Origin of the sequence: Kitasatospora sp. NBC_01302, assembly GCF_035976515.1 — a bacterium.
Classification (GTDB): Bacteria; Actinomycetota; Actinomycetes; order Streptomycetales; family Streptomycetaceae; genus Kitasatospora.
The window spans coordinates 7471662-7498206 of record NZ_CP108404.1 but is presented as its reverse complement, the minus strand read 5'-3'; the positions used below and the strand labels follow the sequence as shown (position 1 = coordinate 7498206).

General features: G+C 71.9%; 20 protein-coding genes and 3 rRNA genes. 6 read left to right on the top strand and 17 right to left on the bottom strand.

Going from position 1 to position 26545, the window contains the following annotated elements; all coding sequences use genetic code 11:
* Nucleotides 1-137 precede the first annotated feature (137 nt).
* Nucleotides 138-1391, bottom strand: coding sequence for an ROK family protein (locus OG294_RS32870; RefSeq protein WP_327070190.1), 1254 nt, complete (start codon nt 1389-1391; stop codon nt 138-140).
* Nucleotides 1392-1408: 17 nt separating this feature from the next.
* Here OG294_RS32870 and OG294_RS32865 point away from each other — a divergent pair, with 17 nt between their 5' ends.
* The gene (locus tag OG294_RS32865) at nt 1409-2689 is read left to right on the top strand and encodes an MFS transporter (protein WP_327070189.1); all 1281 of its coding nucleotides are present in this window, start codon (nt 1409-1411) and stop codon (nt 2687-2689) included.
* Nucleotides 2686-3174 (top strand): HutD/Ves family protein, encoded by a 489-nt coding sequence (locus OG294_RS32860; protein ID WP_327070188.1) that lies wholly within the window; start codon nt 2686-2688, stop codon nt 3172-3174. The genes OG294_RS32865 and OG294_RS32860 overlap by 4 nt, the downstream gene beginning before the upstream one ends.
* Here OG294_RS32860 and OG294_RS32855 read toward each other — a convergent pair.
* The 4 genes from OG294_RS32855 to OG294_RS32840 all read right to left on the bottom strand — a co-directional run bounded on the left by OG294_RS32855 (nt 3164) and on the right by OG294_RS32840 (nt 6790).
* Nucleotides 3164-3748, bottom strand: a complete 585-nt coding sequence (locus tag OG294_RS32855) for a GNAT family N-acetyltransferase (RefSeq protein ID WP_327070187.1) — start codon at nt 3746-3748, stop codon at nt 3164-3166. The two genes, OG294_RS32860 and OG294_RS32855, sit on opposite strands and share 11 nt — an antisense overlap.
* Nucleotides 3749-3759: 11 nt before the next feature.
* Entirely contained in the window at nt 3760-4512 is a 753-nt protein-coding gene (locus tag OG294_RS32850; protein ID WP_327070186.1) for an acyltransferase, read from the bottom strand.
* Nucleotides 4513-4584: 72 nt separating this feature from the next.
* Nucleotides 4585-5367: an enoyl-CoA hydratase family protein gene (locus OG294_RS32845; protein WP_327070185.1), complete on the bottom strand. Its 783-nt coding sequence runs from the start codon at nt 5365-5367 to the stop codon at nt 4585-4587.
* Nucleotides 5368-5518: 151 nt separating this feature from the next.
* Nucleotides 5519-6790 (bottom strand): MFS transporter, encoded by a 1272-nt coding sequence (locus tag OG294_RS32840; RefSeq protein ID WP_327070184.1) that lies wholly within the window; start codon nt 6788-6790, stop codon nt 5519-5521.
* Between the two features lie 70 nt (nt 6791-6860).
* Between OG294_RS32840 and OG294_RS32835 the strand changes: the two genes are divergently transcribed.
* Nucleotides 6861-7856 (top strand): ArsR/SmtB family transcription factor, encoded by a 996-nt coding sequence (locus OG294_RS32835; protein ID WP_327070183.1) that lies wholly within the window; start codon nt 6861-6863, stop codon nt 7854-7856.
* A gap of 19 nt (nt 7857-7875) precedes the next feature.
* Here OG294_RS32835 and OG294_RS32830 read toward each other — a convergent pair whose 3' ends face one another.
* The 3 genes from OG294_RS32830 to OG294_RS32820 all read right to left on the bottom strand — a co-directional run bounded on the left by OG294_RS32830 (nt 7876) and on the right by OG294_RS32820 (nt 11138).
* Nucleotides 7876-8547, bottom strand: a complete 672-nt coding sequence (locus OG294_RS32830; RefSeq protein WP_327070182.1) for a response regulator transcription factor — start codon at nt 8545-8547, stop codon at nt 7876-7878.
* A complete protein-coding gene (locus OG294_RS32825; protein WP_327070181.1) occupies nt 8544-9818 on the bottom strand; it encodes a sensor histidine kinase in 1275 nt (424 codons plus the stop codon). The genes OG294_RS32830 and OG294_RS32825 overlap by 4 nt, the downstream gene beginning before the upstream one ends.
* Before the next feature lie 90 nt (nt 9819-9908).
* On the bottom strand, nt 9909-11138 hold the full coding sequence (locus OG294_RS32820) for a geranylgeranyl reductase family protein (protein ID WP_442789375.1): 1230 nt from the start codon (nt 11136-11138) through the stop codon (nt 9909-9911).
* Between the two features lie 334 nt (nt 11139-11472).
* Here OG294_RS32820 and OG294_RS32815 point away from each other — a divergent pair, with 334 nt between their 5' ends.
* Nucleotides 11473-12846, top strand: a complete 1374-nt coding sequence (locus OG294_RS32815) for a dipeptidase (RefSeq protein WP_327070180.1) — start codon at nt 11473-11475, stop codon at nt 12844-12846.
* A 7-nt stretch (nt 12847-12853) separates the two neighbouring features.
* Here OG294_RS32815 and OG294_RS32810 read toward each other — a convergent pair whose 3' ends face one another.
* Nucleotides 12854-13717, bottom strand: a complete 864-nt coding sequence (locus OG294_RS32810; protein ID WP_327070179.1) for a DUF4184 family protein — start codon at nt 13715-13717, stop codon at nt 12854-12856.
* A gap of 51 nt (nt 13718-13768) precedes the next feature.
* Complete coding sequence (locus OG294_RS32805; protein WP_327070178.1) at nt 13769-14812, bottom strand: NUDIX hydrolase; 1044 nt, start codon at nt 14810-14812, stop codon at nt 13769-13771.
* A gap of 428 nt (nt 14813-15240) precedes the next feature.
* Between OG294_RS32805 and OG294_RS32800 the strand changes: the two genes are divergently transcribed.
* Entirely contained in the window at nt 15241-15804 is a 564-nt protein-coding gene (locus OG294_RS32800; protein WP_327070177.1) for a DUF1707 and FHA domain-containing protein, read from the top strand.
* Between the two features lie 31 nt (nt 15805-15835).
* Here OG294_RS32800 and OG294_RS32795 read toward each other — a convergent pair whose 3' ends face one another.
* The 4 genes from OG294_RS32795 to OG294_RS32780 all read right to left on the bottom strand — a co-directional run bounded on the left by OG294_RS32795 (nt 15836) and on the right by OG294_RS32780 (nt 19881).
* Nucleotides 15836-17251: an AMP-binding protein gene (locus OG294_RS32795; RefSeq protein WP_327070176.1), complete on the bottom strand. Its 1416-nt coding sequence runs from the start codon at nt 17249-17251 to the stop codon at nt 15836-15838.
* Nucleotides 17252-17377: 126 nt separating this feature from the next.
* Entirely contained in the window at nt 17378-18340 is a 963-nt protein-coding gene (locus tag OG294_RS32790) for an electron transfer flavoprotein subunit alpha/FixB family protein (protein WP_327070175.1), read from the bottom strand.
* A 42-nt stretch (nt 18341-18382) separates the two neighbouring features.
* Nucleotides 18383-19171 (bottom strand): electron transfer flavoprotein subunit beta/FixA family protein, encoded by a 789-nt coding sequence (locus tag OG294_RS32785; protein ID WP_442789264.1) that lies wholly within the window; start codon nt 19169-19171, stop codon nt 18383-18385.
* A 362-nt stretch (nt 19172-19533) separates the two neighbouring features.
* Nucleotides 19534-19881 (bottom strand): TlpA family protein disulfide reductase, encoded by a 348-nt coding sequence (locus OG294_RS32780; RefSeq protein WP_327071757.1) that lies wholly within the window; start codon nt 19879-19881, stop codon nt 19534-19536.
* 336 nt (nt 19882-20217) lie between these two features.
* Here OG294_RS32780 and OG294_RS32775 point away from each other — a divergent pair, with 336 nt between their 5' ends.
* Nucleotides 20218-20991, top strand: a complete 774-nt coding sequence (locus OG294_RS32775; protein WP_327070173.1) for a lysophospholipid acyltransferase family protein — start codon at nt 20218-20220, stop codon at nt 20989-20991.
* Nucleotides 20992-21254: 263 nt separating this feature from the next.
* Here OG294_RS32775 and rrf read toward each other — a convergent pair.
* From rrf to OG294_RS32760, 3 genes are all read right to left on the bottom strand, one after another.
* A 5S ribosomal RNA gene (rrf, locus tag OG294_RS32770) occupies nt 21255-21371 on the bottom strand.
* Between the two features lie 87 nt (nt 21372-21458).
* Nucleotides 21459-24578, bottom strand: a 23S ribosomal RNA gene (locus tag OG294_RS32765).
* Nucleotides 24579-24855: 277 nt separating this feature from the next.
* Nucleotides 24856-26377, bottom strand: a 16S ribosomal RNA gene (locus OG294_RS32760).
* The 16S, 23S and 5S rRNA genes sit together here, the layout of an rRNA operon.
* Nucleotides 26378-26545 lie beyond the last annotated feature (168 nt).

Below are 26545 nucleotides of genomic sequence, written 5' to 3'. Positions count from 1 at the left end.
GCTCCGTGTACGCCATTACAGGGAATGCGAAGAGCTCCGAGCAAGGGGTTCGAAAATAGAGTGACAGTAAGAAGAAGGGGACGGTGTGCACACAATCAAGCCACCGTCACTCTTTTCTGAGATTCAGTCAGAATGACTTATCCATAGGACGCGTCGGCCACCAGCTGGGGGTCCGCCAGGTACGGCCCCCAGGCCAGCTCCCCGGCGCCCACCAACCCCGCCCCCCGCAAGGCCGAGGCGACGATCGGGACCTGGTCGCACCGCCCCCACAGGCTGTGCCGGGTGACCGCCGCCGGGAGCCGCTCGGGCGCGGCGGCGAGCAGGTCGCCGTGCAGGCCGCCGAGCACGATCCGGTCGGGGTTGAGGATGTTGGCCAGGCCCGCCAGCCCCAGGGCGAGCCGGTCCACCACCTTGTCCACGGCCGCGCGGGCGAGGGGGTCGTGCGCGGCGGCCCGCGCGAGCTCCTGGGCCTGGTCGAGCAACGGGCGGGCCGGGTCCGGGGTGCGGCCGGCGGCGGCGAGCAGCGCCTGGGGGTCGGCCTCCACATTGAGGCAGCCGCGGTTGCCGCAGGGGCACGGGCGGCCCTGCGGATCCACCGTCAGATGGCCGACCTCCAGGGCGAGCCCGGCGCTACCGGTGTGCAGCCGGCCGTCCACCACCAGCGCGCCGCCGACGCCCAGGTGGCCGGAGGTGACCAGCAGCAGGTGCCGGGCGTCGCGACCGGCGCCGTGGCGGTGCTCGGCAAGGGCGACGAGGTTGGCGTCGTTGCCGACCGCGGTGGGCAACGGGCGGCGGGCCGAGGGGCCCAGGTCCTGGGCGGCGATCGCGTCGGCGAACAGCTCCGCCGCCGGGGTGTCGCCGGGCCAGCCGAAGATCAGCGCGGCCGGCGCGGTCCCCCGCGGCTCGCGCACCGGGTTGGGCAGCGCGAGCGCGGCGCCCAGGCAGCGGCGGCGGTCGGCACGGACCAGCGCGGCGCCGGCGGTGGCGATGGCGGTCAGCAGTGTGGCCGGATCGGTGCGGTCGGGCACCGGGTGGTGCGCCCGCTCGCCCAGCGCGCCGCCGAGTCCGACCAGCGCCACCGACAGGCGGTCGGCGTGCAGTTGGGCGGCGAGCACCACCGGTCCGTCGGCGGCCGGGCCGAGCCGGTGCGAGGGCCGCCCGCGGCTGCTGCCGATCGGGTGCTGGTCGACGGTCACCAGGCCGAGCGCGGCCAGCTCGCCGGCGACGGCGCCGGCCGTGGCCCGGGTGACGCCGAGGGCGCTGGTCAGTGCGGAGCGGGTGGGCGCGCGGCCGGTGTGGATGAGCTCCAGGGCCGGGCCGAGCAGGTTGCGGCCCCGGTCGGGGGCGCGGCGGTGGGCGGGTTCGCCGAGTCTTGTCGGAGTGTGCTGCACTCCTCTATTCTGACTTTGTGCCGCTCCTAAACAAAATAAGTCGCCCCACCACCTCCTCACCCCGCTCCACCGCCTCCCCTGCCGCCTCCCCCCTCGACCGGCCGACCGGTCGCGGCTGGTCCTCCGCCCGGCTGGCACTCACCGCGATCTTCGCCGTCGACGGCTTCCTCTTCGCCGCCTGGGTGGTCCGGATCCCCGACATCCGCGCCCAGGTGCACGCCTCGCACACCGCCCTCGGCCTCGCGCTGCTCTGCCTGTCGGCCGGGGCGGTGGCCACCATGCCGGTGATCGGCCGGCTCTGCCTGCGCTTCGGCAGCCGCCCGGTCACCGTGGTCGCGCTCACGGTGCTGAGCGGCGCGGTGCTGCTGCCGTCGCACGCGCACTCCGTGCTCACCCTGGGCGCGGCGCTGCTGCTCTTCGGCGCGGGTTACGGCGCGGCCAACGTCGCGATGAACAGCGCCGCCGTCGAGCTGGTGAGCGAGCTGCGACGCCCCGTCATGCCCAGTTTCCACGCCGGCTACAGCCTGGGCGGCCTGCTCGGCGCGGCCATCGGCGGGCTGCTGGCCGGGCAGCTGACGGCGAGCTGGGCACTGGCCTGCAGCGGGGTGCTCGGGGCGCTGGTCACCGCCGGCGCGGGCGCGGTGCTGCTGCGCGCGGCGCCGAGCGCCCCGCATCGGGCCGAGCGCCGGGCCGGGGCCGCGCCGAGCGGGCGGCTGCTGCCGCAGGCCCGGCTCCTGGTGCTGCTGGTCGGCTGCACCGCGCTGTGCAGCTCCTACGGCGAGGGCTCGCTGGCCGACTGGGCCACCCTGCACCTGACCGACGACGTGCATGCGAGCGCCGCGCTGGCCGCCTTCGGGTACGCCGCCTACGCCTTCGCGATGACCGCCGGGCGGCTGGCCGGCACCTGGCTGGCGATCAGGCTCGGCCCCGCACGGCTGATGACCGCGGGCGGGCTGACCGCCGGCGTCGGGATGCTGATCGCCGCGCTGGTCCCCTCCGTGCCGGCGGTGCTGGGCGGCTTCGTGCTGGTCGGGCTGGGCCTGTCCAACCTGTTCCCGCTCGCCATCGCCAAGGCCGGCGAGACCGGTGGGCCGCAGGGCGTGGCCACCGCCTCCACGCTGGGCTACGCGGGCATGCTGATCGGCCCGCCGGTGATCGGCTTCCTGGCCGACGCGGCGAGCCTGCCGATCGCGCTCACCACGGTCGCGGCGGCCGGCGCCGGGGCCGCCGCGCTCGCCGTGGTGGTGCACCGCCCCGGCCGCCAGGCCCGCGGCCGGGCGGGTACGCTGCCCGGATGACCGTCCAGCAACTGCCCGCCGCCGACCGCACCCCCAGCCCCTGGCGCAACGGCGGCGGTGTCACCCGGGAGGTCGCGGCCGACCCGGCGGGCGCCTGGCGGGTGAGCCTGGCGCTGGTGGCGGCGGACGGGGCGTTCTCGCTCTTCCCGGAGTTCGACCGGGTGCTGACGGTGGTCGAGGGCCCCGGGCTCGAACTGACGGTGGGCGACGCCGCACCGGTCACCGTCGGCCCGCTGCGGCCCTTCGCCTTCTCCGGCGCGCTGCCCACCACCGCCCGCCTGCTGGGCGGCCCGGTCACCGCGCTCAACCTGATGACCCGTCGGCCCGGCGCCACCGTCACCGCGACCCCCGGCGGCGGCGAGCTGCGGCCCGCACCGGGCACCGCGGTGCTGGCGCTGACCCTGGCCGGCCAGGACGCGGTGCTGGTCACGCATCCCTCGACGGCCCCGGGCCCGGCCGGTCCCGGCGTGCTGATCACGCTCTGAGACCCCCGGGCGGGGCGAGCCGCACCGGCGCCGTCGTGCCGGCACGCTCAAGGTCGACCAGGCCGACTTCCGACGCCCCAACACCAGCCCCAGCCCCCGGCCCCGGCCCCGGCCGCCGTGCCATGAAGACGTCGACCTCGTCCGCGCGCTCCGCCACGAAGCCGAAGCGCTCGTAGAGCCGCCGGGCGGGGCTGCCCCGGAGCACGTTGAGCCGCACCGTCCAGCCGCGCTCGTCCGCCCGCGCGAGCAGGGTGCGCAGCACCGCGCTGCCCAGCCCGCGGCCCTGGACGGCCGGGTCCAGGTAGAAGTGCTCCAGCCAGTGACCGTCCGCCGCCGGGCGCAGCGCCACGCACCCGGCGAAGGCGCCGGCGGCCAGCACCACCGAGGTGTGCTCGGGCTGGTAGGCGTCCCGCAGGCGCTGGCGGACCCGCTCGGGGTCGTAGCGGCCGAGGCGCTCCAGGTCGGCGCGCATCACCACCGCGCGCAGCTCGACGAGCGGTTCGAGGTCGTCGGCGGTGGCGGGACGCAGGCGAAGGCCTGCCGAGGGCCGGCTCACGGTGTCGGCTGCCGTCATCGCAGGAGTCCTCAGCCTTCGGTCGGCGGACGCAGGTCCCAGCCCACCAGCGCCCGCAGCTGCTCGGCGGTCACGCCGTCCGGCAGCGGCCTCGGCGGGTCGTTGCGGAACGGCGGCTGCCAGCCCTCCACCTCGCTGAAGCTGCGCACCACGCGGGCGGGCGCGCCGGCCACCACGCTGTGGTCGGGCACCTCGCCGCGCACCACCGAGCCCGCCGCGACCACCACGTTGCGTCCCAGCCGGGCACCCGGCAGGATCACCGCGCCGGTGCCGATCCAGCTGCCCGAGCCGATCTCCACCGGCTCGTTGCGCGGCCACTGCTTGCCGATCGGCAGCGTGGTGTCGCGGTACTCGTGGGCCTGGTCGCTGATGTAGACGTTCGGTCCGGTCCACACGTCGTCGCCGAGCACGATCGACTGGTGCCCCACCAGGTGGCTGCCGCGGCCGATCACGCAGCCGCCGCCGATGGTGATCACCGGCTCGGGGCCGAGGTCGAGCCCGGGCAGGAAGCCCGCCGACATGGTGACCCGCTCGCCGATGATGCAGAACGGCCCGATCGCTATCGACTGCTCGTTGAAGACGGTGCCGAGCGGGAAGGCCAGCTTGCTGCCGTCGCCGAGGGTGTGGAACCGGTAGGGCCCGGGGTTCTGGTTGGAGACCGCGCCGCACTCCTGCACCCAGCGCCAGCCCTGGTGCACGGCCCGCCCGGCGGCGCGGCGGGCCCGGGAGCGGACGGAGGCGAGCAGGGCGGCGGCGTTCGGCATGCGCACACCGTAGCCGCCGCCCACCGGCCGCGGACCGCCGGGGCGATCAAGGTCACACGGACCGGAGCCGCCCTACGGCGCGTCGACCGCCCACGGCGCCGGGCGGCGCTCCAGGAAGGCCTTCATGCCCTGCTGCGCCTCGGCGGAGCCGAACAGCCGGGCGGACTGCTCGACCCGGGCGTCCGCGTCCTGCTCGAAGGAGCGCACCACCTCGGCGTTGACCAGCCGCTTGGACTCCGCGAGCCCCTGCGGGGAGGCCAGCCGCAGCGCCGCCAGCACCTCGGCCAGCGCCTTGGCGGCCTCGTCGACCTCGGCGGCGGCCACCGTGACCAGGCCGATCCGGGCCGCCTCGACGGGGCCGAAGGTCTCGCCGGTCAGGTAGTAGCGGGCGGCCGCACGCGGCTCCAGCTTGGGGCGCAGCGGCAGCGAGATGACGGCGGGGGCCAGCCCGAGGCGCACCTCGGTGAAGGCGAAGGTGGTCGCGGGCCCGGCGATCACCAGGTCCGCGGCGCCGAGCAGGCCCAGCCCGCCCGCCCTGACGTGGCCGTTGACGTAGGCGATCACCGGCTTGGGGCAGTCCACGATGGCGCGCTGGATGTCCACCAGCCCGCGCGGACCGACCGTGGGGTCGGCGCCGGTGGCCTCGGACAGGTCCGCGCCCGCGCAGAACACCGTGCCGGTGTGGCCGAGCACCACGGCCCGCACCGCCGGGTCGGCGGCGGCCTGCTCCAGCCCCTGCGCCAGCTCGGCCATCAGCCGGGTGGACAGCGCGTTGCGGTTGTGCGGGGAGTCGAGCTCCAGGGTGGTGACGGCACCGGCCGTGCTGACGCGGACGAAGGGTGCTGCGCTGGTCATCGGGTGGGACCTGCTTTCCGGTATCCGACAGGCGATCTGAGGGTGGATCGCTCGGGCTGGGAAGACTCTGGCACGCCGGACCCGGCGATCACCAGACCCGCCCCGGCCCACCGCGCTCGATCGGGTCACCCGGCGGCCCGCTCGCCGGCTCTCACCCGGCGACGCGCTGCGACCAGCGGGTGACCGGCCCCATCGCCGCCCCCGCGGCGGCGAAGAGGGCACCGAAGGCGAGCCAGCCGAGCGGCCCGTGGCCGACCACGCCCAGGGTGATCAGCGCGGGTCCGGCCATCAGGGCGGCGGCCATGCCGGCGTTGTAGACGCCCTGGTAGGCGCCGGCCGCGCGGTCCCCCGCCAGGTCGTAGCTGAGCGCCCAGCCGCCGGCCTGGGTGAGCACCTCGCCGCCGCCCTCGATCACCACGCCGAGCACCAGCACCACCGAGGCGAGCACCGCCGGCAGCCCGTGCGCCAGCCCGACCACCGCACAGCCCGCGCCCAGCAGCAGCCCGCCGCGCAGGCAGGCCCGGGCCGCAAGACGCGGCTCCTCGGTGCCCTTGGTCGCGCGGACCTGGAAGAGCACCACCAGCACGGTGTTGACGATCATGACGGCAGCGACGAGGAAGCGCGGCGCGTGGGTGTCGCGCACGACCCACAGCGGGATGCCGATCTCCAGCATCGCGAACTGCAGGGTGAGCACGGCGTTCAGGCCGGTGAGGGCGAGGAACGGCAGGTCGCGCAGCGCGGGGTTGCGGCGCTCGGCCCTGGGTGCGGCGGCGGCCTCGTCGGCCGCGGCCGCGGCGGCGGCCGAGCGCCCGGGCAGCCGCCGCAGGACGAGCGCCACCAGCACGAAGCTGAGCGCGTCGGCGAGCACCGTCGCCTGGTAGGCGGCCCGGCTGTCGAGCTGCAGCGTCACGCCGGCCAGCACCGAGCCCAGGCCCATCGCCACGTTGGTGACCGCCCGCAGGTAGGCGCGCCCGGCCACCCGCTGATCGGCGGTCAGCACCTCGGCGTAGAGCGCGCTGCGGGTGGTGGTGGTACCCCGGTCGACCGCGGTCACCACGCAGGCGAGCAGCGCGAAGGCGGCCAGGCCGTGCACCAGGGTGTAGCCGATGGTCCCCACTCCCTCGGCGGCCACCAGCGCGATCAGCACCCGCTTGCTGCCCCAGCGGTCGGCGGCCCGCCCGGCCGGGATGCTGGCCGCCACCCCGCACAGCCCGGCCACCGTCAGCACCACGCCGACCTGGCCGACGCCGTAGCCGAGGATCCGGGTGAAGTAGAGCGCGCTGACCGTGTAGAACAGGCCGTTGCCGAACGCGTTGACCAGCGTGGTCCAGCTCAGCAGCCGCATGACCGGATCGCCCGGCAACAGGCGGCCACGGGGGCGGATGGTGCTCGCCGGCGCGGCGGCCGAGGTTGTCGTCGTCATGACACGATCTCAGCCCACGGTCCGTACTCTTCGGTATTGATTTAGCTCCAGCCTGAAGCGAAGGGTCGCTATGTACCGGTTCCACCTCGGCCTGGCGGATCTGGCCGCGGTCTCCTTCGCCTGCTCACCGCTCCAGGAGACGGTGCTGAGCCTGCGGATGTGGACGCACCCGGCGAGCTACCCGGCGCAGCAGGCGTGGTTCCGCCGGCTGCGGCCGGACTTCGAGCAGTTGGAGAGCCGCCGGCTGCTGTGCTCGCTGATCGCGGGCAACCGGTACGTCGCCGACTTCCTGACCCCGCGGCCGGCCGGCCCCGCCCCCAGCTTCCGGTCCGAGCTGGGCGTGCTGCGGGCCACCGACCCGGCCACCCTGCGGGTCGAGCTGGAGCGCGCCTTCCTGCCGCACGACGGCCGGCTGCCGACGCCGCTGGCCGAGCGGCTGGCCGAGCCCGCCCGGCTGCTGGAGGAGATCTGCCCGGCGCTGGAGGAGTACTGGGAGAACTGCCTGGCCCCGCACTGGTGGCCGCGCGCCCGCTCGGTGCTGGAGGCCGACATCGTGCACCGTGCCCGGACCCTGGCCCAGCACGGCGTGGGCGTGCTGCTGAGCGAGCTGGACCAGCGGCTGCGCTGGGGGGACGGGGTGCTGACGATCGACCGCGGCTGGGGCCGCGGGCGGGACGTCGCCGGCCGGGACATCCGGGTCGACCGGCGCGGCCTGGTCTTCACCCCGAGCTGCTTCATCCGCTCGGCCAACACCTTCATCAGCGACCAGTACCCGCCCGCCATCGCCTACCCCGCCCGCGGCCAGGGCTCGATGGCAGGCGCGCTGGACCGGCCGAGCACCTCGCGCGCGCTGGAGCAGCTGCTCGGCGCGCCCAAGGCCCGCCTGCTCGCCCTGCTGCACGAGCCCGTCTCCACCACCGAGTTGGCGCTGCGACTGGGCGTCACCCCGGGCGCGGTCAGCCAGCACCTGGCGGTGCTGCTGGCCACCCGGCTGGTCAGCCGGGCCCGGCACGGCCGCTCGGTGCTCTACCTGCGCACCGCGCTGGGCGACGAACTGGCCGGCTGACCGGTCCACCGGACACGGCCTAGCCCAGCCAGCCCGGCCGGACCAGCCCGCTCTCATAGGCCAGCACCACCAGCTGCGCCCGGTCGCGCACCCCCGACTTGACCATCGCCCGGCTCACATGGGTCTTGGCGGTGAGCGGGCTGACCACCAGGCGGCGGGCGATCTCGTCGTTGGAGAGCCCCATCCCGACCAGCGTCAGCACCTCCCGCTCGCGCTCCGTCAGCAGCGCGAGCCCGGGTGCGCCCGGCCGCCCGGGTGCCTTGGAGCGGGCCGCGAACTCGCCGATCAGCCGGCGGGTCACCCCGGGCGAGAGCAGCGCGTCGCCGCCCGCCACCACCCGCACCGCGCGCAGCAGATCGGCCGGCTCGGTGTCCTTGACCAGGAACCCGGCCGCCCCGCCGCGCAGCGCCTCGAAGACGTACTCGTCCAGCTCGAAGGTGGTCAGCACCACCACCCTGACCCCGGCCAGGTCGGGCCTGGCGCAGATCTGCCGGGTGGCCTCCAGCCCGTCCAGGCCGGGCATCCGGATGTCCATCAGCACCACGTCGGGGCGCAGTTCGGCGGCCAGCGCCACCGCCGCCGCGCCGTCGTCCGCCTCGCCCACCACCTCGATGTCGCCCTGCGCGTCCAGCAGCGCCCGAAAGCCCGCCCGGACCAGCACCTGGTCGTCCGCCAGCAGCACCCGAATCATCGCGCCTCCCGCGCACTCGTTGCGGCCGAGCCCTCGCCGCGCGTCGGGAGCAGGGCCCGCACCCGGAACCCGCCCTCGCGCGGCCCCGCCGTGAGCGTGCCACCGAGGGCGGCGGCCCGCTCGCGCATCCCGGCCAGCCCGCTGCCGCCGCCGGCCGGCTCCCCGGCCTCGGGCGCGGCGGCCGGGCCCGGGTCGTCCACCTGCACGGTCAGCGCGTCGGGCTCGCTCCAGTCCAGCAGCACCTCGGCCCGGCGCGCGGCCGAGTGCCGGATCACGTTGGTCAGCGCCTCCTGGACGACCCGGAAGGCGGCCAGCCCCACCCCGGCGGGCAGCTCCCGGGGCCCGCCCACCGTGCGCACGGTGACGGTCAGCCCGGCGTGCGCGGCCTGCTCGGTCAGCTCGGTCAGCCGGTCCAGGCCCGGGGCCGGTCGGCGCGGCGCCGCGTCGCCGGGCCCGCGCAGCGTGCCGAGCACCTGGCGGACCTCGCCCAGCGCCTCCTTGCTGGCCGCCTTGATGGTGACCAGCGCGGCCCTGGCCTGCTCGGGCCGGTCGTCGATCAGCTCCAGCGCCACCCCGGCCTGGAGATGGATCAGCGAAATGCTGTGCGCCAGGATGTCGTGCAGCTCGCGGGCCATCCGCAGGCGTTCCTCGTCCGCCCGGCGCCGGGCAGCGGCCTGCCGGGCGGCGTGGCGCGCGGCGGCCTGCTCGTGGCGGATCCGCAGCAGCTCGGCGACGGCGGCCAGCAGCAGCGCGACCAGGCCGAGCCCGAACTCCGGCCAGCCGCCGCCCCCGGCGCCCGCCCCGCGCAGCCAGCCGTGCGGCACCGCGAAGGCGAGCAGCAGGTGGCCGCCGTAGAGGGCGAGCAGGCTCAGCACGGCCGCCCGCCGGTGCCCGCTCCACACCGCCACGCAGTAGGCGACCACGAAGCTGGCGAAGACCGGACCGTAGGGGTAGCCGGCCGCCAGGTAGACCAGCGTCACCGCGGCGGTGCCGGCCACCACCGCCACCGGCCGCCGCCGGCGCAGCACCAGCAGCACCGGGCCGGCCACCAGCAGCAGGTAGCCGAACGCATCCAGCGGCACCCGCCCGGAGGCCTGGTGCCGCCACTCGCCGGCGGTGCCCACCAGCTGGAGCAGGGCGACCAGCGCCGAGGACCGGACCGGCAGACCGCCGCCCGGGCCACCGCCGGGGCCGCGGGCCCACGGCGGTCCGCCGGAGAGCCCCCCGAAGAGGCCCCGGGTACCGCGCTCGCTGCTGCCGGTAGGGCTCATGCCGGAAGGCTAGGCGAGGCGGGCCCCGGCGCACGTCAGCCGACCGGGGTGGTCACCCGTACTCCCCCGGGAGTACGCGGCGGGCACTGCCTACCGCGCGGCCATCGCGGCCAGCCGCCGGGCGGCCCGGTACTGCCGCAGGATCTGGGCGAAGGTGGTGTGTCCCTGGGTGGTCTGGGCGAACGCCCCCCAGGCCGGCTTGATCGTGCAGACCGCCAGGTGGAACAGGTGCGGCCGGCGCTCGAAGGCCGCCAGCATCACCTTGCCGGCCCGCATCTCCACGCCCAGGCCCGCCTTGACCGCGAAGGCGTAGTTCAGGGCCTGGCGGCGCACCTCGCCGGGGCCGTCGGCCTCGGCCACCTGGACGGCCCACTCCCCGGCCAGCCGGCCCGAGCGCAGCGCGTACGAGATGCCCTCGCGGGTCCACGGCTCCAGCAGCCCGGCCGCGTCGCCGGCCACCAGCACCCGGCCGCGGGAGAGCGGCGAGTCCTCGGCCCGGCAGCGGGTCAGGTGGCCGGACTCGACGGCCGGGGTGAAGCCGGCCAGGCCGAGCCGGCGGATGTAGTCCGCCAGGTACTGCTTGGTCAGTTCGCCGTCGCCGCGTGCCGAGATCACCCCGACGGTCAGCGTGCCGGAGTCGGTCTTCGGGAAGACCCAGCCGTAACTGCCGGGCAGCGGGCCCCAGTCCAGGTGGATCCGGCCCTCCCAGGCCCGCACCACCCGCTCGGGCACCGGGATCTCGGCCTCCAGCCCCAGGTCGATCTGGTCGAAGGTCACCCCGACGTGCCGCCCGATCCGGCTGGCGCTGCCGTCCGCACCGACCACCGCGCGCGCCTGCACCGCGCGCCCGTCGGCCAGGGTCACGGCCACCGTGCGGCGGTCCGCACCGCCCTGCTGCTCCACGCCGGTGACGGTCACCCCGGTCACCAGCACCGCGCCGGACTGCTGGGCCGACTCGACCAGGCGCAGGTCGAACTCGCTCCGGTTGACCAGGCCGAAGAGCATCCGCCGGGAGCGGCGGGTGCGGGTGAACCGGCCGTTCAGCGCGAAGGTGACGGCATGCACCCGGTCCTGGAGCGGCAGCTTGAAGTCGGGCGGCAGGCTGTCCCGGGACGGCCCGATGATGCCGCCGCCGCAGGTCTTGTAGCGCGGGTGCTCGGCCTTGTCCAGCAGCAGCACCCGGCGGCCCTGCGCGGCGGCGGCCTGCGCCGCCGAGGCGCCGGCCGGGCCGGCCCCGACCACGACGACGTCCCAGACGCCGTCGAGCGGGTCGGGGGCGGTGTTCTCGGCTTCGGGGTCGGCTTCGGGTTCAGCCGCCACCGGCTCGGCCCGGGCGTCGGGTTCGACGGTCGTCAGGTCGCTGGGCAGGCTCGATTCGGGCGCGGTACCGGAGTCTCTCACGTCGAGTCATCCTATGCGGCGCGGCCCGGCGCACCGCCCTCGCCACCAGCGACAGCCCGGCGCGGCATCGCCGCCCGGGGCTGCGCCTATGCTCGATCGCGCACTGAGCACCGGCATCCGACCGGTGCTCCAGCCGACCGACCAGCCCCACCGACCAGCCCGACCACGAGCCCGTCCGACCGACAGACCGACCAGCCTGTCCGACCCGCAGACCGACCGACAGACCGACCAGCCGACGCTTCCGGAGCCCGTTATGACCCAGCCCTCGTCCGATCTCGCCACCGCCGTCCGCGCCCTGATGCCCCGTGCCCACGACGAGCTGGCCGAGCTGGTGGCCTTCCCCTCGATCGCCGACCCCGAGCTCGGGCTGGAGCAGGAGTGCCAGGCGGCCGCCCACTGGGTGGCCGAGGCGCTGCGCGCCGAGGGCCTGACCGGCGTCCGGCTGATCGACACCCCCGACGGCACGCAGTCCGTGTACGGCGAGCTGACCGGGGTGCCCGGCGCGCCGACCGTGCTGCTCTACTCGCACTACGACGTGCAGCCGTCGCTGGACGAGAACGCCTGGACCACCCCGCCGTTCCAGCTCACCGAGCGCGACGGCCGCTGGTACGGACGCGGCGCGGCGGACTGCAAGGGCAACATCCTGATGCACCTGACGGCCCTTCGGGCGCTGCGCGCCAGCGGCGGCCCGCAGCTGCCGGTCAACCTGAAGGTGATCGTGGAGGGCTCCGAGGAGCAGGGCACCGGCGGGATGGAGCAGTACGCGCTGGCCCACCCCGATCTGCTCACCGCGGACGCGATCGTGATCGGCGACGTGGGCAACTTCGCGGCCGGTCTGCCGACCGCCACCGCCTCGCTGCGCGGGATCACCGAGGTGTCGGTGGAGGTCCGCACGCTGGCCGGCAACCTGCACTCGGGCGCCTTCGGCGGCGCCGCCCCCGACGCGCTGGCCGCGCTGCTGAAGATCCTCGCCTCGCTCTACGACGAGCACGGCGCCACCGCGATCGACGGGCTGCCCGCCGACCAGAGCTGGCCCGGCGTCAGCTACCCGGAGGACCGCTTCCGCGCCGACGCCCAGGTCCTGGAGGGCGTGCAGCTGGTCGGCACCGGCGACGTCGCCGACCGGCTCTGGGCCCGCCCGGCCGTCACCGTGGTCGGCATCGACGTGCCTTCGGTGATCGGCTCGACCTCCTCGGTGCAGGCCGCGGCGAAGGCCAAGGTCAGCCTGCGGGTGCCGCCCGGCATGTCGACCGGGACGGCGCAGGACGCCCTGGTCGCCCACCTGGAGCAGGCCGCCCCGTGGCAGGTCCAGCTCACCGTCACCCGGCTGCACAGCGGTTCCCCGTTCCTCGCCGAGACCTCGGGCCCGGCCTACGAGGCGCTGGGCGAGGCGATGCGGGAGGCGTACGGGGTGGACATGGTGGTGGCCGGCGAGGGCGGCTCGATCCCGCTCTGCAACACGCTGCGCACGCTCTACCCGCAGGCGGAGATCGTGCTGATCGGCGTGGAGGAGCCGACCACCCAGATCCACGCGGTCAACGAGAGCCTGGACCCGCAGGAGCTGGAGCGGATGGCGCTCTCCGAGGCCCTGTTCCTGCAGCGCTACGCGCAGGCCTGGCAGGGCTGACCGGCCCTCACCCCGCCCCGGCGGCCGCCGGGCCCGCAGCCGGGGCGGGGTCGCCGGCCAGGCCCAGGCGCTGGGCCGCGCCGAGAGCGGCCGCGGCGGCCAGGACGCCCGCGCCGGCGCCGAAGCAGAGGTCGGCGATCAGATCGGGCCGGCCGCCCGGGCCGCGCACCCGACGCGCGTGGCGCACCCGGTGCGCCGCCCCGACCACCCCGGCGACGGCGACCAGCGCGCGGCGCCGGGCCGACCCGGCGGTCGCGGCGGGCGTGACGGTCGTGGCAGTCACGGCGGGCGCGGCCGCCACGGCGGCCGGAGCCGTCTCCGCCGGGCGCAGCTCGCGGGCCAGGTAACCGCCCAGGGCCGCCAGCGCGAGCGCCGAACCGCCGTACTGGGCCACCGTGCAGAGCGGCACCCCGGCCACCCGCCGCTCCAGCACCGGGAGCAGCCGCACCCCCGCCCGGCCCGGGTGGGTGAAGGCGTCCCAGCCGACGTGGCTGGCCGCGCCCAGCGCGGCCGAGAGCGCGAACCACCCCGCCCGGCCACGGACCCCGCCCGCCGCCGGGCGCCACGCGGTGGCGGCATCGGCGGTCCGGGCCCAGGGCGGCGGCAGCAGGTCGAGCAGCGGTCGGCGCAGCACCGCGTGCCAACCGCCCACCAGACCGGCCGCGAGCGCGACGTCGAGGGTGGGCACCGCCCACCAACGGTGCGTCAGCCCGCCCGCCGCGTAGAGCCCGGGGCGCACGGAGGCGGCGAAGAACGGCAGGTCCGGCGCCATCGACCCGGCCACCAGCGCCGAGGCGACCAGCGGGCCGCGGGCGCGCAGCCCGCGCAGCAGCGGAAGCACGGCGGCGGGGTGGCTGAAGGTGAACGGCATGCCCCCATCCTGCCGCCACCGCGCGCCGCCGGCCCGCCCGGGTCCGGGGCCCTACCCCTGCGCCGCCGGCCGGCCCGCCTCCAGGTAGCGCGGGGCACCGACCCCGCGTGCCTCCAGGGCCACCGCGAGGCGGCGGTAGCGGCCCGCCGAGAGCAGTTCGCGCGACTCCCCCAGGGTCACGAAGCGCCAGTCCCGCAGCTCGTCCGGCGGCAGCCGCAGCGCCGCCCGCTGGCCGGCCGTCAGGTGTCCGCCGTCGTAGACCAGGCGCATCCCGCCGCGGCGCACCCCGGAGCGCGGCTCCCAGTCGACGGCCAGCAGGCGCAGCGCCTCCGGGGCCAGGTTCAGGCCCAGCTCCTCGGCCGCCTCCCGGACGGCCGCCAGGGTCGGCGCCTCGCCGCGTTCGACCACGCCGCCGGGAAACTCCCAGTCCGGCTTGTAGACCGGGTCGACCAGCAGCACCCGGTCGTCCTCGTCGAAGAAGAGCACGGCCGCGGCCACGGTGTCGTCCGCCGAGTCCGCGGCCCGCACGATCGGGCAGTGCCCGGCGCCCTCCTTGACCAGGGCGGCCAGCGTGCGGGCGACCTGGAGGGGCGTCAGCCCGCCGGTCTCCAGCACCCGGGCGTCGCGGTGCAGCCAGGACTGCGCCCGCTGGTAGGCGGGCAGCTTGGCGAAGCGCCAGCGGCGGCACTGCTCGCTCGCCTCGGGGTCGCCGGGATACTCCTCGCTGTGCGCTATCCGCTCGCGCAGGATCGTTTCCTCAGCGTGCAGCACGAAGTGGTGCACGGTCAGGCCGCGGGCCGCCAGCGCGCCGAAGATCTCGTCCCGGTAGTCCTCGCGCAGCAGCGTCATCGGCACCACCAGGGTGCCCGGCACCTCGGCCAGCACGGCCGCCGCCACCTCCGGGACCAGCCGGCGCCAGGCCGGCAGGTCCTGGAAGTCCCTGACCTCGGCCAGCCGGTGGGCCGGCAGGATCCGGCGCAGCGCGTCGCCGACCTGCTCCGGATCGAAGAGCGTACTGCCGGGCAGCAGCTCGACCAGCTCGCGACAGGCGCTGCTCTTGCCCGCGCCGAATGTCCCGTTGACCCAGATGATCACGATTCCCCCTGACCTAGGGCTTGTCCGACCCTGGGGCGAACCCGGCAGCGTCCGCGCCGGACGGTGCCGGCCGCCCCCGCACGGGGGCGGCCGGCTCGCCGACGCACCCCGACGCACCGAGCGCCCCGGCACCATCCGAGGTGGTACCCCCCGGGCCCGACCCCTCATTCCTCAAGATCTGACGTCACGTCACTTCGCACCCGCTTGATCCCGCGCACACACCGCGGCGGCGTACCCCCGCCCCCGCGCACAGGCGCCGCGCGCGCCGTGCGACCCTCCCGGCACGCCCCCGTCAGGTCCGAGCCGACCACCGCCCGGTGGCGGCCCCGACCCTCCGCCCCCACCTGCTGGACTGCCGTACCGGGCCCCGCGGTTCCCGTCCCCCGCTTTCTGGACACCGCCGCCCACCGGGCCCGAGAATCGACCTCATGAGCGCTCTCGAGCCCTGCACCGGCGCGGTCTCCGCCGACGCCTCGGCCCGCCCCTCGGAGGCCGACCGCGAGCACGCCCTCGGGCTGCTGCGCGAGGGCGCGGGGCAGGGCCGACTGTCCCACGACACCTTCATGCGCCGGATGGAGCTGGTGCTGACCGCGCGCAGCTCGGCCGAGCTGGACGCGGTGCTCGCCGACCTGCGTGCCGACGGGCGCCTGGCCCAGCTGGCGCTGCGCACCGTGGGGCGCCTGTCGGCGTTCACCGTGCGGCTGCGCGAGGCCTGGCGGACCGAGCGGCTGCCCGGCCTGACACTGCCCCAGCAGGGTCAGCCGGCCGTCCGGATCGGCCGCGCACCCGGTTGCGGCCTGCGGCTGAGCGACCACTCGGTCTCCCGTCAGCACGCCGAGCTGCGCCTGGGTGCGGACGGCTGGGTGCTGTACGACCTCGGCTCGACCAACGGCACCCTGGTCAACGGCCACCGGGTGACCGGCGGGGTGCGGGTCAAGCCGGGCGACCAGGTGGCGTTCGGCAGCCTGGCGTTCCGCCTCGCGACCACCTGACGCCCCGCCCCGGACAGGCCCTGACGGCCGGTCAGCCCTCCAGCAGCTTCTTCTTCAGCACCTTGCCCATCGCGTTCCGCGGCAGCTCCTGGACCAGCACGACCCGGCGCGGGCGCTTGTGCGCCGACAGCCGGGTGGCGACGAACTCGGTGAGCTGGTCGCCCGTCACCGGCCCCGCCGGGATCACGAACGCCACCACCGCCTGCCCGAGGTCGGGATCGGGTGTGCCGACCACGGCCGCGTCCGCCACGGCGGGGTGGTCGCGCAGCGCGGCCTCCACCTCGCCGGCGCCGATCTTGAAGCCGCCGCTCTTGATCAGGTCCACCGAGGCCCGGCCGACGATCCGGTGGAAGCCGTCGGGGCCGACGGTGGCCACGTCGCCGGTGCGGAACCAGCCGTCGGCGGTGCGCACCTCGGCCTCGGCGTCCGGGCGGTTCAGGTAGCCGTCGAACAGCACCGGGCCGCTGACCTCCAGGTCGCCCACGCTCTCGCCGTCGGCGGGCACCGGTCGTCCGTCCTCGCCGACCAGCCGGGTGGCCACACCGGTCAGCGGCAGCCCGACGCTGCCGGGGCGGCGCTCGCCGCCGGCCCGGGTGCTCAGCGTGATCAGCGTCTCGGTCATGCCGTAGCGCTCGACCGGCTGGTGGCCGGTGAGCGCGGCCAGCCGGTCGAAGACCGGCACCGGCAGCGGGGCGCTGCCCGAGACCAGCAGCCGGGCACCGCTCAGCGCCCGGGCCGCGGCCTCGTCGGCGGCCACCCGGGACCAGACCGTGGGCACCCCGAAGTAGAGCGTGCCGCCCGCCTCGGCGTACGCCGCCGGAGTCGGGCGCCCGGTGTGCACCAGGCGGCAGCCGGTGCGCAGCGCGCCGAGCACGCCGAGCACCAGGCCGTGCACGTGGAACAGCGGCAGGCCGTGCACCAGGGTGTCCTCGGCGGTCCAGGCCCAGGCCTCGGCCAGCGCGTCCAGGTCGGCGGCCACCGCCCGCCGGGAGAGGATCGCGCCCTTCGGCGGCCCGGTGGTCCCGGAGGTGTAGAGCACGAAGGCCGGGCCCGTGGGCTCGGCCTCGCCGCGGCCGAAGTCGTGCCGCTCGGCGAGGTCGACCGGGAGCGCCTCGATGCCGTCCTCGGCCGCCACCTCGCGGATCGCCGCCCCCGCACCGGCGATCAGCTCGGCACCGCTGTCGCGCAGGATGTGCGAACGCTCCATCGGCCCGGCGTCCGGCGGCACCGGGACCACCGGCACGCCCGCCAGCAGACCGCCCACCACCGCCGTCACCGTCTCCGCCGAGGGCCGGGCCAGCACGGCCAGCGCCCGGGCGCCCGCGGCCCGGGCGGCCACCGCCCCGGCGGCCCCCAGCAGTCCTTCGCGGGAGAGCTCCCGGCCGTCGATCCGCAGCGCGTCGGCCGAATCCCCGCGCCCGTCCTGAAGTGCCGTCAAGAGAGTCACGTCGGCACTCTACGGTCCTGTCGGACGCCACAGGGCGTGATCCACACCACTGGGTGGATCACGCCCTGTGCCGGCACCGGTGCCGGATCGGCCCGGGCCCCTCGGGGGCCGCAGGCTCCCGCGTACTCAGCCCTTGCGGGCCTTGACCTCGCCGGTCAGCTGCGGCAGCACGTCGAACAGGTCGCCGACCACGCCGTAGTCGACCAGCTCGAAGATCGGCGCCTCGGCGTCCTTGTTGATCGCCACGATGGTCTTCGAGGTCTGCATGCCGGCGCGGTGCTGGATCGCGCCGGAGATGCCCGCCGCGACGTACAGCTGCGGGGAGACCTGCTTGCCGGTCTGGCCGACCTGGTTGCTGTGCGGGTACCAGCCGGCGTCCACGGCGGCGCGCGAGGCACCGACGGCCGCGCCGAGCGCGTCCGCGAGCTCCTCGACCACTCCGAAGCCCTCGGCGGCACCGACACCACGGCCGCCGGAGACCACGATCGCGGCCTCGGTCAGCTCGGGGCGGCCCGAGGAGACCCGCGGGGTGCGCGAGGTGACCTTGGCGGCCTTGCCGGTGAACTCGACGGTGACGTTCTCGACCGCACCTGCGGCCGGGGCGGCCTCGGGGCCGACGGCGTTCGGCTTCACGGTGATGACCGGGGTGCCACGGGTGATCTTCGACTTGACCTGGAAGGAGGCCGCGAAGACGGACTGGGTGGCGACCGGGCCGTCGGCCCCGGCCTCCAGGTCGACGGCGTCGGTGATGACACCCGACTCCAGGCGCAGCGCGACGCGGGCCGCGATCTCCTTGCCCTCACCGGAGGAGGTCACCAGGACGGCGGCGGCACCGGAGGCCTTGGCGATCTGGGTGAGCGCGTCGACCTTCGGGACGACCAGGTAGTCGGCGAACTCGGCGGCGTCGGCGACGTACACCTTCGCGGCACCGAACTCGGCGGCCTTGGCGGCGATGTCGGCGGCAGCGGCGCCGGCACCGAGGACGACCGCGGAGGGCTCGCCGATGCGGCGGGCCAGGGTGAGCAGCTCCAGGGCGGGCTTGCGGACGGCGCCGTCGGCGTGGTCCACGAGGACCAGGATCTCAGCCATGATTCTTTATCTCCTGATGGAACGTGGGTCCGGACGGCGGGATCAGATGAACTTCTGCGCGGCGAGGAAGCCGGCGAGCTGCTTGCCGCCCTCGCCCTCGTCCTTGACGATCGTCCCGGCGGTACGGGCCGGACGCTCGGTGACGGTCTCGACCGCGGTCCAGGCGCCGGCCAGGCCGACCTCGTCCGCATCGATGCCCAGGTCGTCCAGGTCCAGGTCCTCGACCGGCTTCTTCTTGGCGGCCATGATGCCCTTGAAGGACGGGTAGCGGGCCTCGCCCGACTGGTCGGTGACCGAGACGACGGCCGGCAGCGCGGCCTCGACCAGCTCGGTGGCGGCGTCGCCGTCGCGGCGGCCCTTGACGGTGCCGCCCTCGACCGAGACCTCGGACAGCAGGGTCACCTGCGGCAGGCCCAGGCGCTCGGCGAGCAGCGCGGGCAGCACGCCCATGGTGCCGTCGGTCGAGGCCATGCCGCAGATCACCAGGTCGTAGCCGGTCTTCTCGAGCGCCTTGGCGACGATCGCGGAGGTGGCGATCACGTCCGAGCCGTGGATGTCGTCGTCGTTGACGTGGACACCCTTGTCGGCCCCCATGGACAGGGCCTTCTTCAGCGCGTCCCGGGCGTCGTCGCCGCCGACGGTCAGCACGGTCACCTCGGCGTCGTCACCGGCCGCCTCCTTGATCCGCAGCGCCTGCTCGACGCCGTACTCGTCGAGCTCCGACAGGAGGCCGTCCACGGCGTCCCGGTCGGTGGTGGTGTCGTCCGCGAAGCGACGGTCACCGGTCGCGTCGGGCACGTACTTCACACAGACAACGATCCTCAAGCTCACGGCCTGTCTCCTGTACTGGTCTTGTCCGGCGGCTGCGGCGGTGCAACGGACGGGTGCGCACTGGGCGGCACCCGCTACGGACAGCGCATTCCTGCTGCCCCGACCGGCACTTCCGGCAGCATACTCGGCAGCATCCCGCTCTGGTTACTCGTCAGTATCTAAATACCGGTCGCCCACATCTTGCCGCAATGTCAGGGCGTTATCCCCCCTGATCATTGTGACGAAGCTCTCGACCTGGACAGTACGCGCCCCACCGGTCCCCGCGGGCGCGAACTGCCCAGCTCAACGGGGGCGACTCGGCACGATCGCCGGGCCCGGCCCGAGGCCCGGCCCGGGGTCCTGTCCGGGGCCTGTCCGGGCCGTCACAGCGCCCGGCCGAGCGCGGCGATCACGTCCGCCCGGCGCGGCTGGCCGGCGGCGCGCCGCACCACCCGACCGGCGGCGTCCAGCACCAGCACGGTGGGGGTGCGCCGGATCTCCAGCCGGCGCACCAGCTCCAGGTTCTGCTCGGCGTCGATCTCCACGTGCGCCACGCCGGCCACCAGCCCGGCGACCTCGGCGAGCACCCGGCGGGTGGCCCGGCAGGGCTGGCAGAAGGCGGTGGAGAACTGCACCAGGGTCGCCCGCTCCCCCAGCGTCACGCCCTCGCCCAGGTCGGCGGCGGACAGCAGCACGGTCTCGTCCCTCCCGCACGCCGCCGTGGCGCGCATCAGCAGTCCCGTCACGCGCCCCAGTGTGCGCCACCGCGCTCCGGGCGCCACGGCCGCCACCGCGCCGCACCGTCCTGCGGCACGGCGCGCCGGGATGTTCGACTGCTACCGACCGCGGCGCCGCGGAGTTCCCGGCCACGCCGATCAGTGATGTGATGACAATCTCCCGCCCGCCGGGCACGCCCAGATGACAGAAGGCACCCCTTCGGGGGACCATCATCACCAGAATCACCCGTGTCAGCCGCGGCGTGCCGCGCCTCGGAGGCCCGGTCCACGCGGTCGGACCCGGGTGCCGTCGCACCGGGCCAGGGCCCGTAAGCAGAAGTAGGGCTGACCGTGGCAGAGTTCGTCTACCCGCCAGTGATCCGCACGGCACTGACCGTCTTCAAGGCGCTCGATTGCCGGATCAGCATCGCGGGTGCCGAGCACGTCCCGGCGACCGGGGGCGCGGTGCTGGTGAGCAATCACATCAGCTACCTGGACTTCCTCTTCGCGGGCCTGGGCGCCTACCGCGGCGGGGACCGCAAGACCCGCTTCATGGCGAAGGACGAGGTCTTCCGGCACCGGATCTCCGGCCCGCTGATGCGCGGCATGAAGCACATCCCGGTCGACCGCACCGACGGCCAGCCCGCCTACGACGCGGCCGTGCGCGCGCTGCGCGCGGGCGAGGTGGTGGGGGTCTTCCCCGAGGCCACCATCAGCCGCTCCTTCATGCTGAAGAAGTTCAAGACCGGAGCGGCCCGGATGGCGGCCGACTCCGGTGCCCCGCTGCTGCCGGTGATCCTCTGGGGCACCCAGCAGCTGTGGACCAAGGGCCGCCCGAAGACGCTGACCAAGCGGCACGTCCCGGTCACCATCATGATTGGCGAACCGATTCACCTGGAGCCCACGGACAAGCCGGTGATGGTGACGCGGCGGCTGCGGGCGGCGATGAGCGAGATGCTCGACCGGGCCCAGCGCGAGTACCCCGCCAAGCCGACCGGCCCGGACGACTCCTGGTGGCTCCCCGCCAGCCTCGGCGGCACCGCGCCGACCCTGGAGGTCGCGGAGGCCGAGGACGAGCAGGAGGCGGCCGCGAAGGCCGCCAAGCGGGCGGCAGCGGGGGCCTGAGCAGCCCTGCCGGTCCGACTGTCGACGGCGCGTCACCCGACCGGGAGGCGCGCCGTCTGACGTCGGCTCGGGCCGAGCGGTGCTCAGCGGTCGGCCGCGAGTGCGGCGGCGAGGCGCCGGTTGGTCTCCCTGTCTCCTTCGAGCGGGAACGGCCGCCGGCTCACCACGCGGTCCGCCGCGAATCAGTCGTGCGCCGGAGTCGGACACAAACGCGAAAAAGCCCCGCACCCGGTCTCCCGGGGCGGGGCTTTCTCTGAATGATTGTTCGGCGGCGTCCTACTCTCCCACAGGGTCCCCCCTGCAGTACCATCGGCGCTGTGAGGCTTAGCTTCCGGGTTCGGAATGTAACCGGGCGTTTCCCTCACGCTATGACCACCGAAACACTATGAAACTGTCGACCGCAACCCGCCCGTTCTTTCCCTGGCGGAGGTCGTTGTTTCAGAACAACACAGTGGACGCGAGCAACTGAGGACAAGCCCTCGGCCTATTAGTACCGGTCAGCTCCACCCCTTACAGGGCTTCCACATCCGGCCTATCAACCCAGTCGTCTACTGGGAGCCTTACCCTCTCAAGGAGGTGGGAGTGCTCATCTCGAAGCAGGCTTCCCGCTTAGATGCTTTCAGCGGTTATCCCTCCCGAACGTAGCCAACCAGCCATGCCCTTGGCAGGACAACTGGCACACCAGAGGTTCGTCCGTCCCGGTCCTCTCGTACTAGGGACAGCCCTTCTCAACACTCCTACGCGCACAGCGGATAGGGACCGAACTGTCTCACGACGTTCTAAACCCAGCTCGCGTACCGCTTTAATGGGCGAACAGCCCAACCCTTGGGACCTACTCCAGCCCCAGGATGCGACGAGCCGACATCGAGGTGCCAAACCATCCCGTCGATATGGACTCTTGGGGAAGATCAGCCTGTTATCCCCGGGGTACCTTTTATCCGTTGAGCGACGGCGCTTCCACAAGCCACCGCCGGATCACTAGTCCCTGCTTTCGCACCTGCTCGACCCGTCGGTCTCACAGTCAAGCTCCCTTGTGCACTTACACTCAACACCTGATTGCCAACCAGGCTGAGGGAACCTTTGGGCGCCTCCGTTACTCTTTAGGAGGCAACCGCCCCAGTTAAACTACCCACCAGACACTGTCCCTGATCCGGATCACGGACCCAGGTTAGACATCCAGCACGACCAGAGTGGTATTTCAACGTCGACTCCACAACAACTGGCGTTGCCGCTTCAAAGTCTCCCACCTATCCTACACAAGCCGAACCGAACACCAATATCAAGCTATAGTAAAGGTCCCGGGGTCTTTCCGTCCTGCTGCGCGAAACGAGCATCTTTACTCGTAATGCAATTTCACCGGGCCTATGGTTGAGACAGTCGAGAAGTCGTTACGCCATTCGTGCAGGTCGGAACTTACCCGACAAGGAATTTCGCTACCTTAGGATGGTTATAGTTACCACCGCCGTTTACTGGCGCTTAAGTTCTCAGCTTTGCCCCGACGAATCAGAGCTAACCGGTCCCCTTAACGTTCCAGCACCGGGCAGGCGTCAGTCCGTATACATCGCCTTACGGCTTCGCACGGACCTGTGTTTTTAGTAAACAGTCGCTTCTCGCTGGTCTCTGCGGCCGGCCCCAGCTCGGGCAGCAAGTGCCTCCACCAGTTCCGGCCCCCCTTCTCCCGAAGTTACGGGGGCATTTTGCCGAGTTCCTTAACCATAGTTCACCCGAACGCCTCGGTATTCTCTACCTGACCACCTGAGTCGGTTTGGGGTACGGGCCGCCATGAAACTCGCTAGAGGCTTTTCTCGACAGCATAGGATCATCCACTTCACCACAATCGGCTCGGCATCAGGTCTCAGCCTTAATGAGTGACGGATTTGCCTATCACTCGGCCTACACCCTTACCCCGGGACAACCACCGCCCGGGCTGGACTACCTTCCTGCGTCACCCCATCGCTCACCTAATACCCTGTTGGATCAGCGGCTCCACCACGTCCCATTGTCCGAAGACTCCGGGCCGGCTTCACGGCTTTAGCATTCAGAGGTTCAGCGTTGGCGCTTCAAAGCGGGTACGGGAATATCAACCCGTTGTCCATCGACTACGCCTGTCGGCCTCGCCTTAGGTCCCGACTTACCCTGGGCAGATCAGCTTGACCCAGGAACCCTTGGTCAATCGGCGCAAGAGTTTCCCACTCTTGTATCGCTACTCATGCCTGCATTCTCACTCGTATACCGTCCACGACTGGATTCCTCCGCCGCTTCACCCGGCACACGACGCTCCCCTACCCATCCACAGCGCCGTTGGGCGTATTCTGTGAATGACACGACTTCGGTGGTGTGCTTGAGCCCCGCTACATTGTCGGCGCGGAATCACTTGACCAGTGAGCTATTACGCACTCTTTCAAGGGTGGCTGCTTCTAAGCCAACCTCCTGGTTGTCTCTGCGACTCCACATCCTTTCCCACTTAGCACACGCTTAGGGACCTTAGTCGGTGTTCTGGGCTGTTTCCCTCTCGACCATGGAGCTTATCCCCCACAGTCTCACTGCCACGCTCTCACTTACCGGCATTCGGAGTTTGGCTAAGGTCAGTAACCCGGTAAGGCCCATCGCCTATCCAGTGCTCTACCTCCGGCAAGAAACACGTGACGCTGCACCTAAATGCATTTCGGGGAGAACCAGCTATCACGGAGTTTGATTGGCCTTTCACCCCTAACCACAGGTCATCCCCCAGGTTTTCAACCCTGGTGGGTTCGGTCCTCCACGCGGTCTTACCCGCGCTTCAACCTGCCCATGGCTAGATCACTCCGCTTCGGGTCTTGGGCATGCAACTCAACCGCCCTATTCGGACTCGCTTTCGCTACGGCTACCCCACACGGGTTAACCTCGCTACACACCGCAAACTCGCAGGCTCATTCTTCAAAAGGCACGCAGTCACGGCTGATCAGCAAGCTGACCAACGACGCTCCCACGGCTTGTAGGCACACGGTTTCAGGTACTATTTCACTCCGCTCCCGCGGTACTTTTCACCATTCCCTCACGGTACTATCCGCTATCGGTCACTAGGGAATATTTAGGCTTAGCGGGTGGTCCCGCCAGATTCACACGGAATTTCTCGGGCTCCGTGCTACTTGGGAGAAGCTCAAGTGAGCCGTACAAGTTTCGTCTACGGGGGTCTTACCCTCTACGCCGGACCTTTCGCATGTCCTTCGACTACCCATACGGTTTCTGACTCACCCGATCGCCGGCAGACGACCGAAGAACTTTCCCACGACCCCGAAGTGGCAACCCCTGCCGGGTCTCACACCACAACGGTTTAGCCTCATCCGGTTTCGCTCGCCACTACTCCCGGAATCACGGTTGTTTTCTCTTCCTGCGGGTACTGAGATGTTTCACTTCCCCGCGTTCCCTCCACATACCCTATGTGTTCAGGTATGGGTGACAGCCCATGACGACTGCCGGGTTTCCCCATTCGGACACCCCCGGATCAAAGCTCGGTTGACAGCTCCCCGGGGCCTATCGCGGCCTCCCACGTCCTTCATCGGTTCCTAGTGCCAAGGCATCCACCGTGCGCCCTTAAAAACTTGGCCACAGATGCTCGCGTCCACTGTGCAGTTCTCAAACAACGACCAGACACCCACCTACACAACCAAGCAAAAACCCGGCGTGTCCGTGGGACCGGCACTGAGACAACGATTACTCGTTCCCTCAGGACCCAACAACGTGCCCGACACACCAGATCACCTGAAACCGTTCCACGCCGAAGCAGTACTAGGAAACAACCAACCCTGTGTGCCGAATAGTCAACGTTCCACCCATGAGCAAGCACTCCAGGACATTCGCCCGAAGCTGCCATGTGCTCCTTAGAAAGGAGGTGATCCAGCCGCACCTTCCGGTACGGCTACCTTGTTACGACTTCGTCCCAATCGCTGGTCCCACCTTCGACGGCTCCCTCCCAAGGGTTAGGCCACCGGCTTCGGGTGTTACCGACTTTCGTGACGTGACGGGCGGTGTGTACAAGGCCCGGGAACGTATTCACCGCAGCATGCTGATCTGCGATTACTAGCAACTCCAACTTCATGGGGTCGAGTTGCAGACCCCAATCCGAACTGAGGCCGGCTTTTTGGGATTCGCTCCACCTCACGGTATCGCAGCCCTTTGTACCGACCATTGTAGCACGTGTGCAGCCCAAGACATAAGGGGCATGATGATTTGACGTCGTCCCCACCTTCCTCCGAGTTGACCCCGGCAGTCTCCTGTGAGTCCCCATCACCCCGAAAGGCATGCTGGCAACACAGAACAAGGGTTGCGCTCGTTGCGGGACTTAACCCAACATCTCACGACACGAGCTGACGACAACCATGCACCACCTGTATACCGACCACAAGGGGGCGACTATCTCTAGCCGTTTCCGGTATATGTCAAGCCTTGGTAAGGTTCTTCGCGTTGCGTCGAATTAAGCCACATGCTCCGCTGCTTGTGCGGGCCCCCGTCAATTCCTTTGAGTTTTAGCCTTGCGGCCGTACTCCCCAGGCGGGGAACTTAATGCGTTAGCTGCGGCACCGACGACGTGGAATGTCGCCAACACCTAGTTCCCAACGTTTACGGCGTGGACTACCAGGGTATCTAATCCTGTTCGCTCCCCACGCTTTCGCTCCTCAGCGTCAGTAATGGCCCAGAGATCCGCCTTCGCCACCGGTGTTCCTCCTGATATCTGCGCATTTCACCGCTACACCAGGAATTCCGATCTCCCCTACCACACTCTAGCCTGCCCGTATCGAATGCAGACCCGGGGTTAAGCCCCGGGCTTTCACATCCGACGCGACAGGCCGCCTACGAGCTCTTTACGCCCAATAATTCCGGACAACGCTCGCACCCTACGTATTACCGCGGCTGCTGGCACGTAGTTAGCCGGTGCTTCTTCTGCAGGTACCGTCACTTGCGCTTCTTCCCTGCTGAAAGAGGTTTACAACCCGAAGGCCGTCATCCCTCACGCGGCGTCGCTGCATCAGGCTTTCGCCCATTGTGCAATATTCCCCACTGCTGCCTCCCGTAGGAGTCTGGGCCGTGTCTCAGTCCCAGTGTGGCCGGTCGCCCTCTCAGGCCGGCTACCCGTCGTCGCCTTGGTAGGCCATTACCCCACCAACAAGCTGATAGGCCGCGGGCTCATCCTGCACCGCCGGAGCTTTCCACCAACCCCCATGCAGAGGAAGGTCGTATCCGGTATTAGACCCCGTTTCCAGGGCTTGTCCCAGAGTGCAGGGCAGATTGCCCACGTGTTACTCACCCGTTCGCCACTGATCCACCCCGAAGGGCTTCACCGTTCGACTTGCATGTGTTAAGCACGCCGCCAGCGTTCGTCCTGAGCCAGGATCAAACTCTCCGTGAATGTTTACCCGTAATCGGGTCGACACCCGCGTTGAGCGGCACGACAACCACCGGAATAGGGTGGCCTCGCGCACTGCGTCCTCGCTAGTGTTTTACTTCAAAAGGAATCTCCAACCCCGATCAAGCGATCGAGGCCGGGGATGTCAACATATCTGGCGTTGACTTTTGG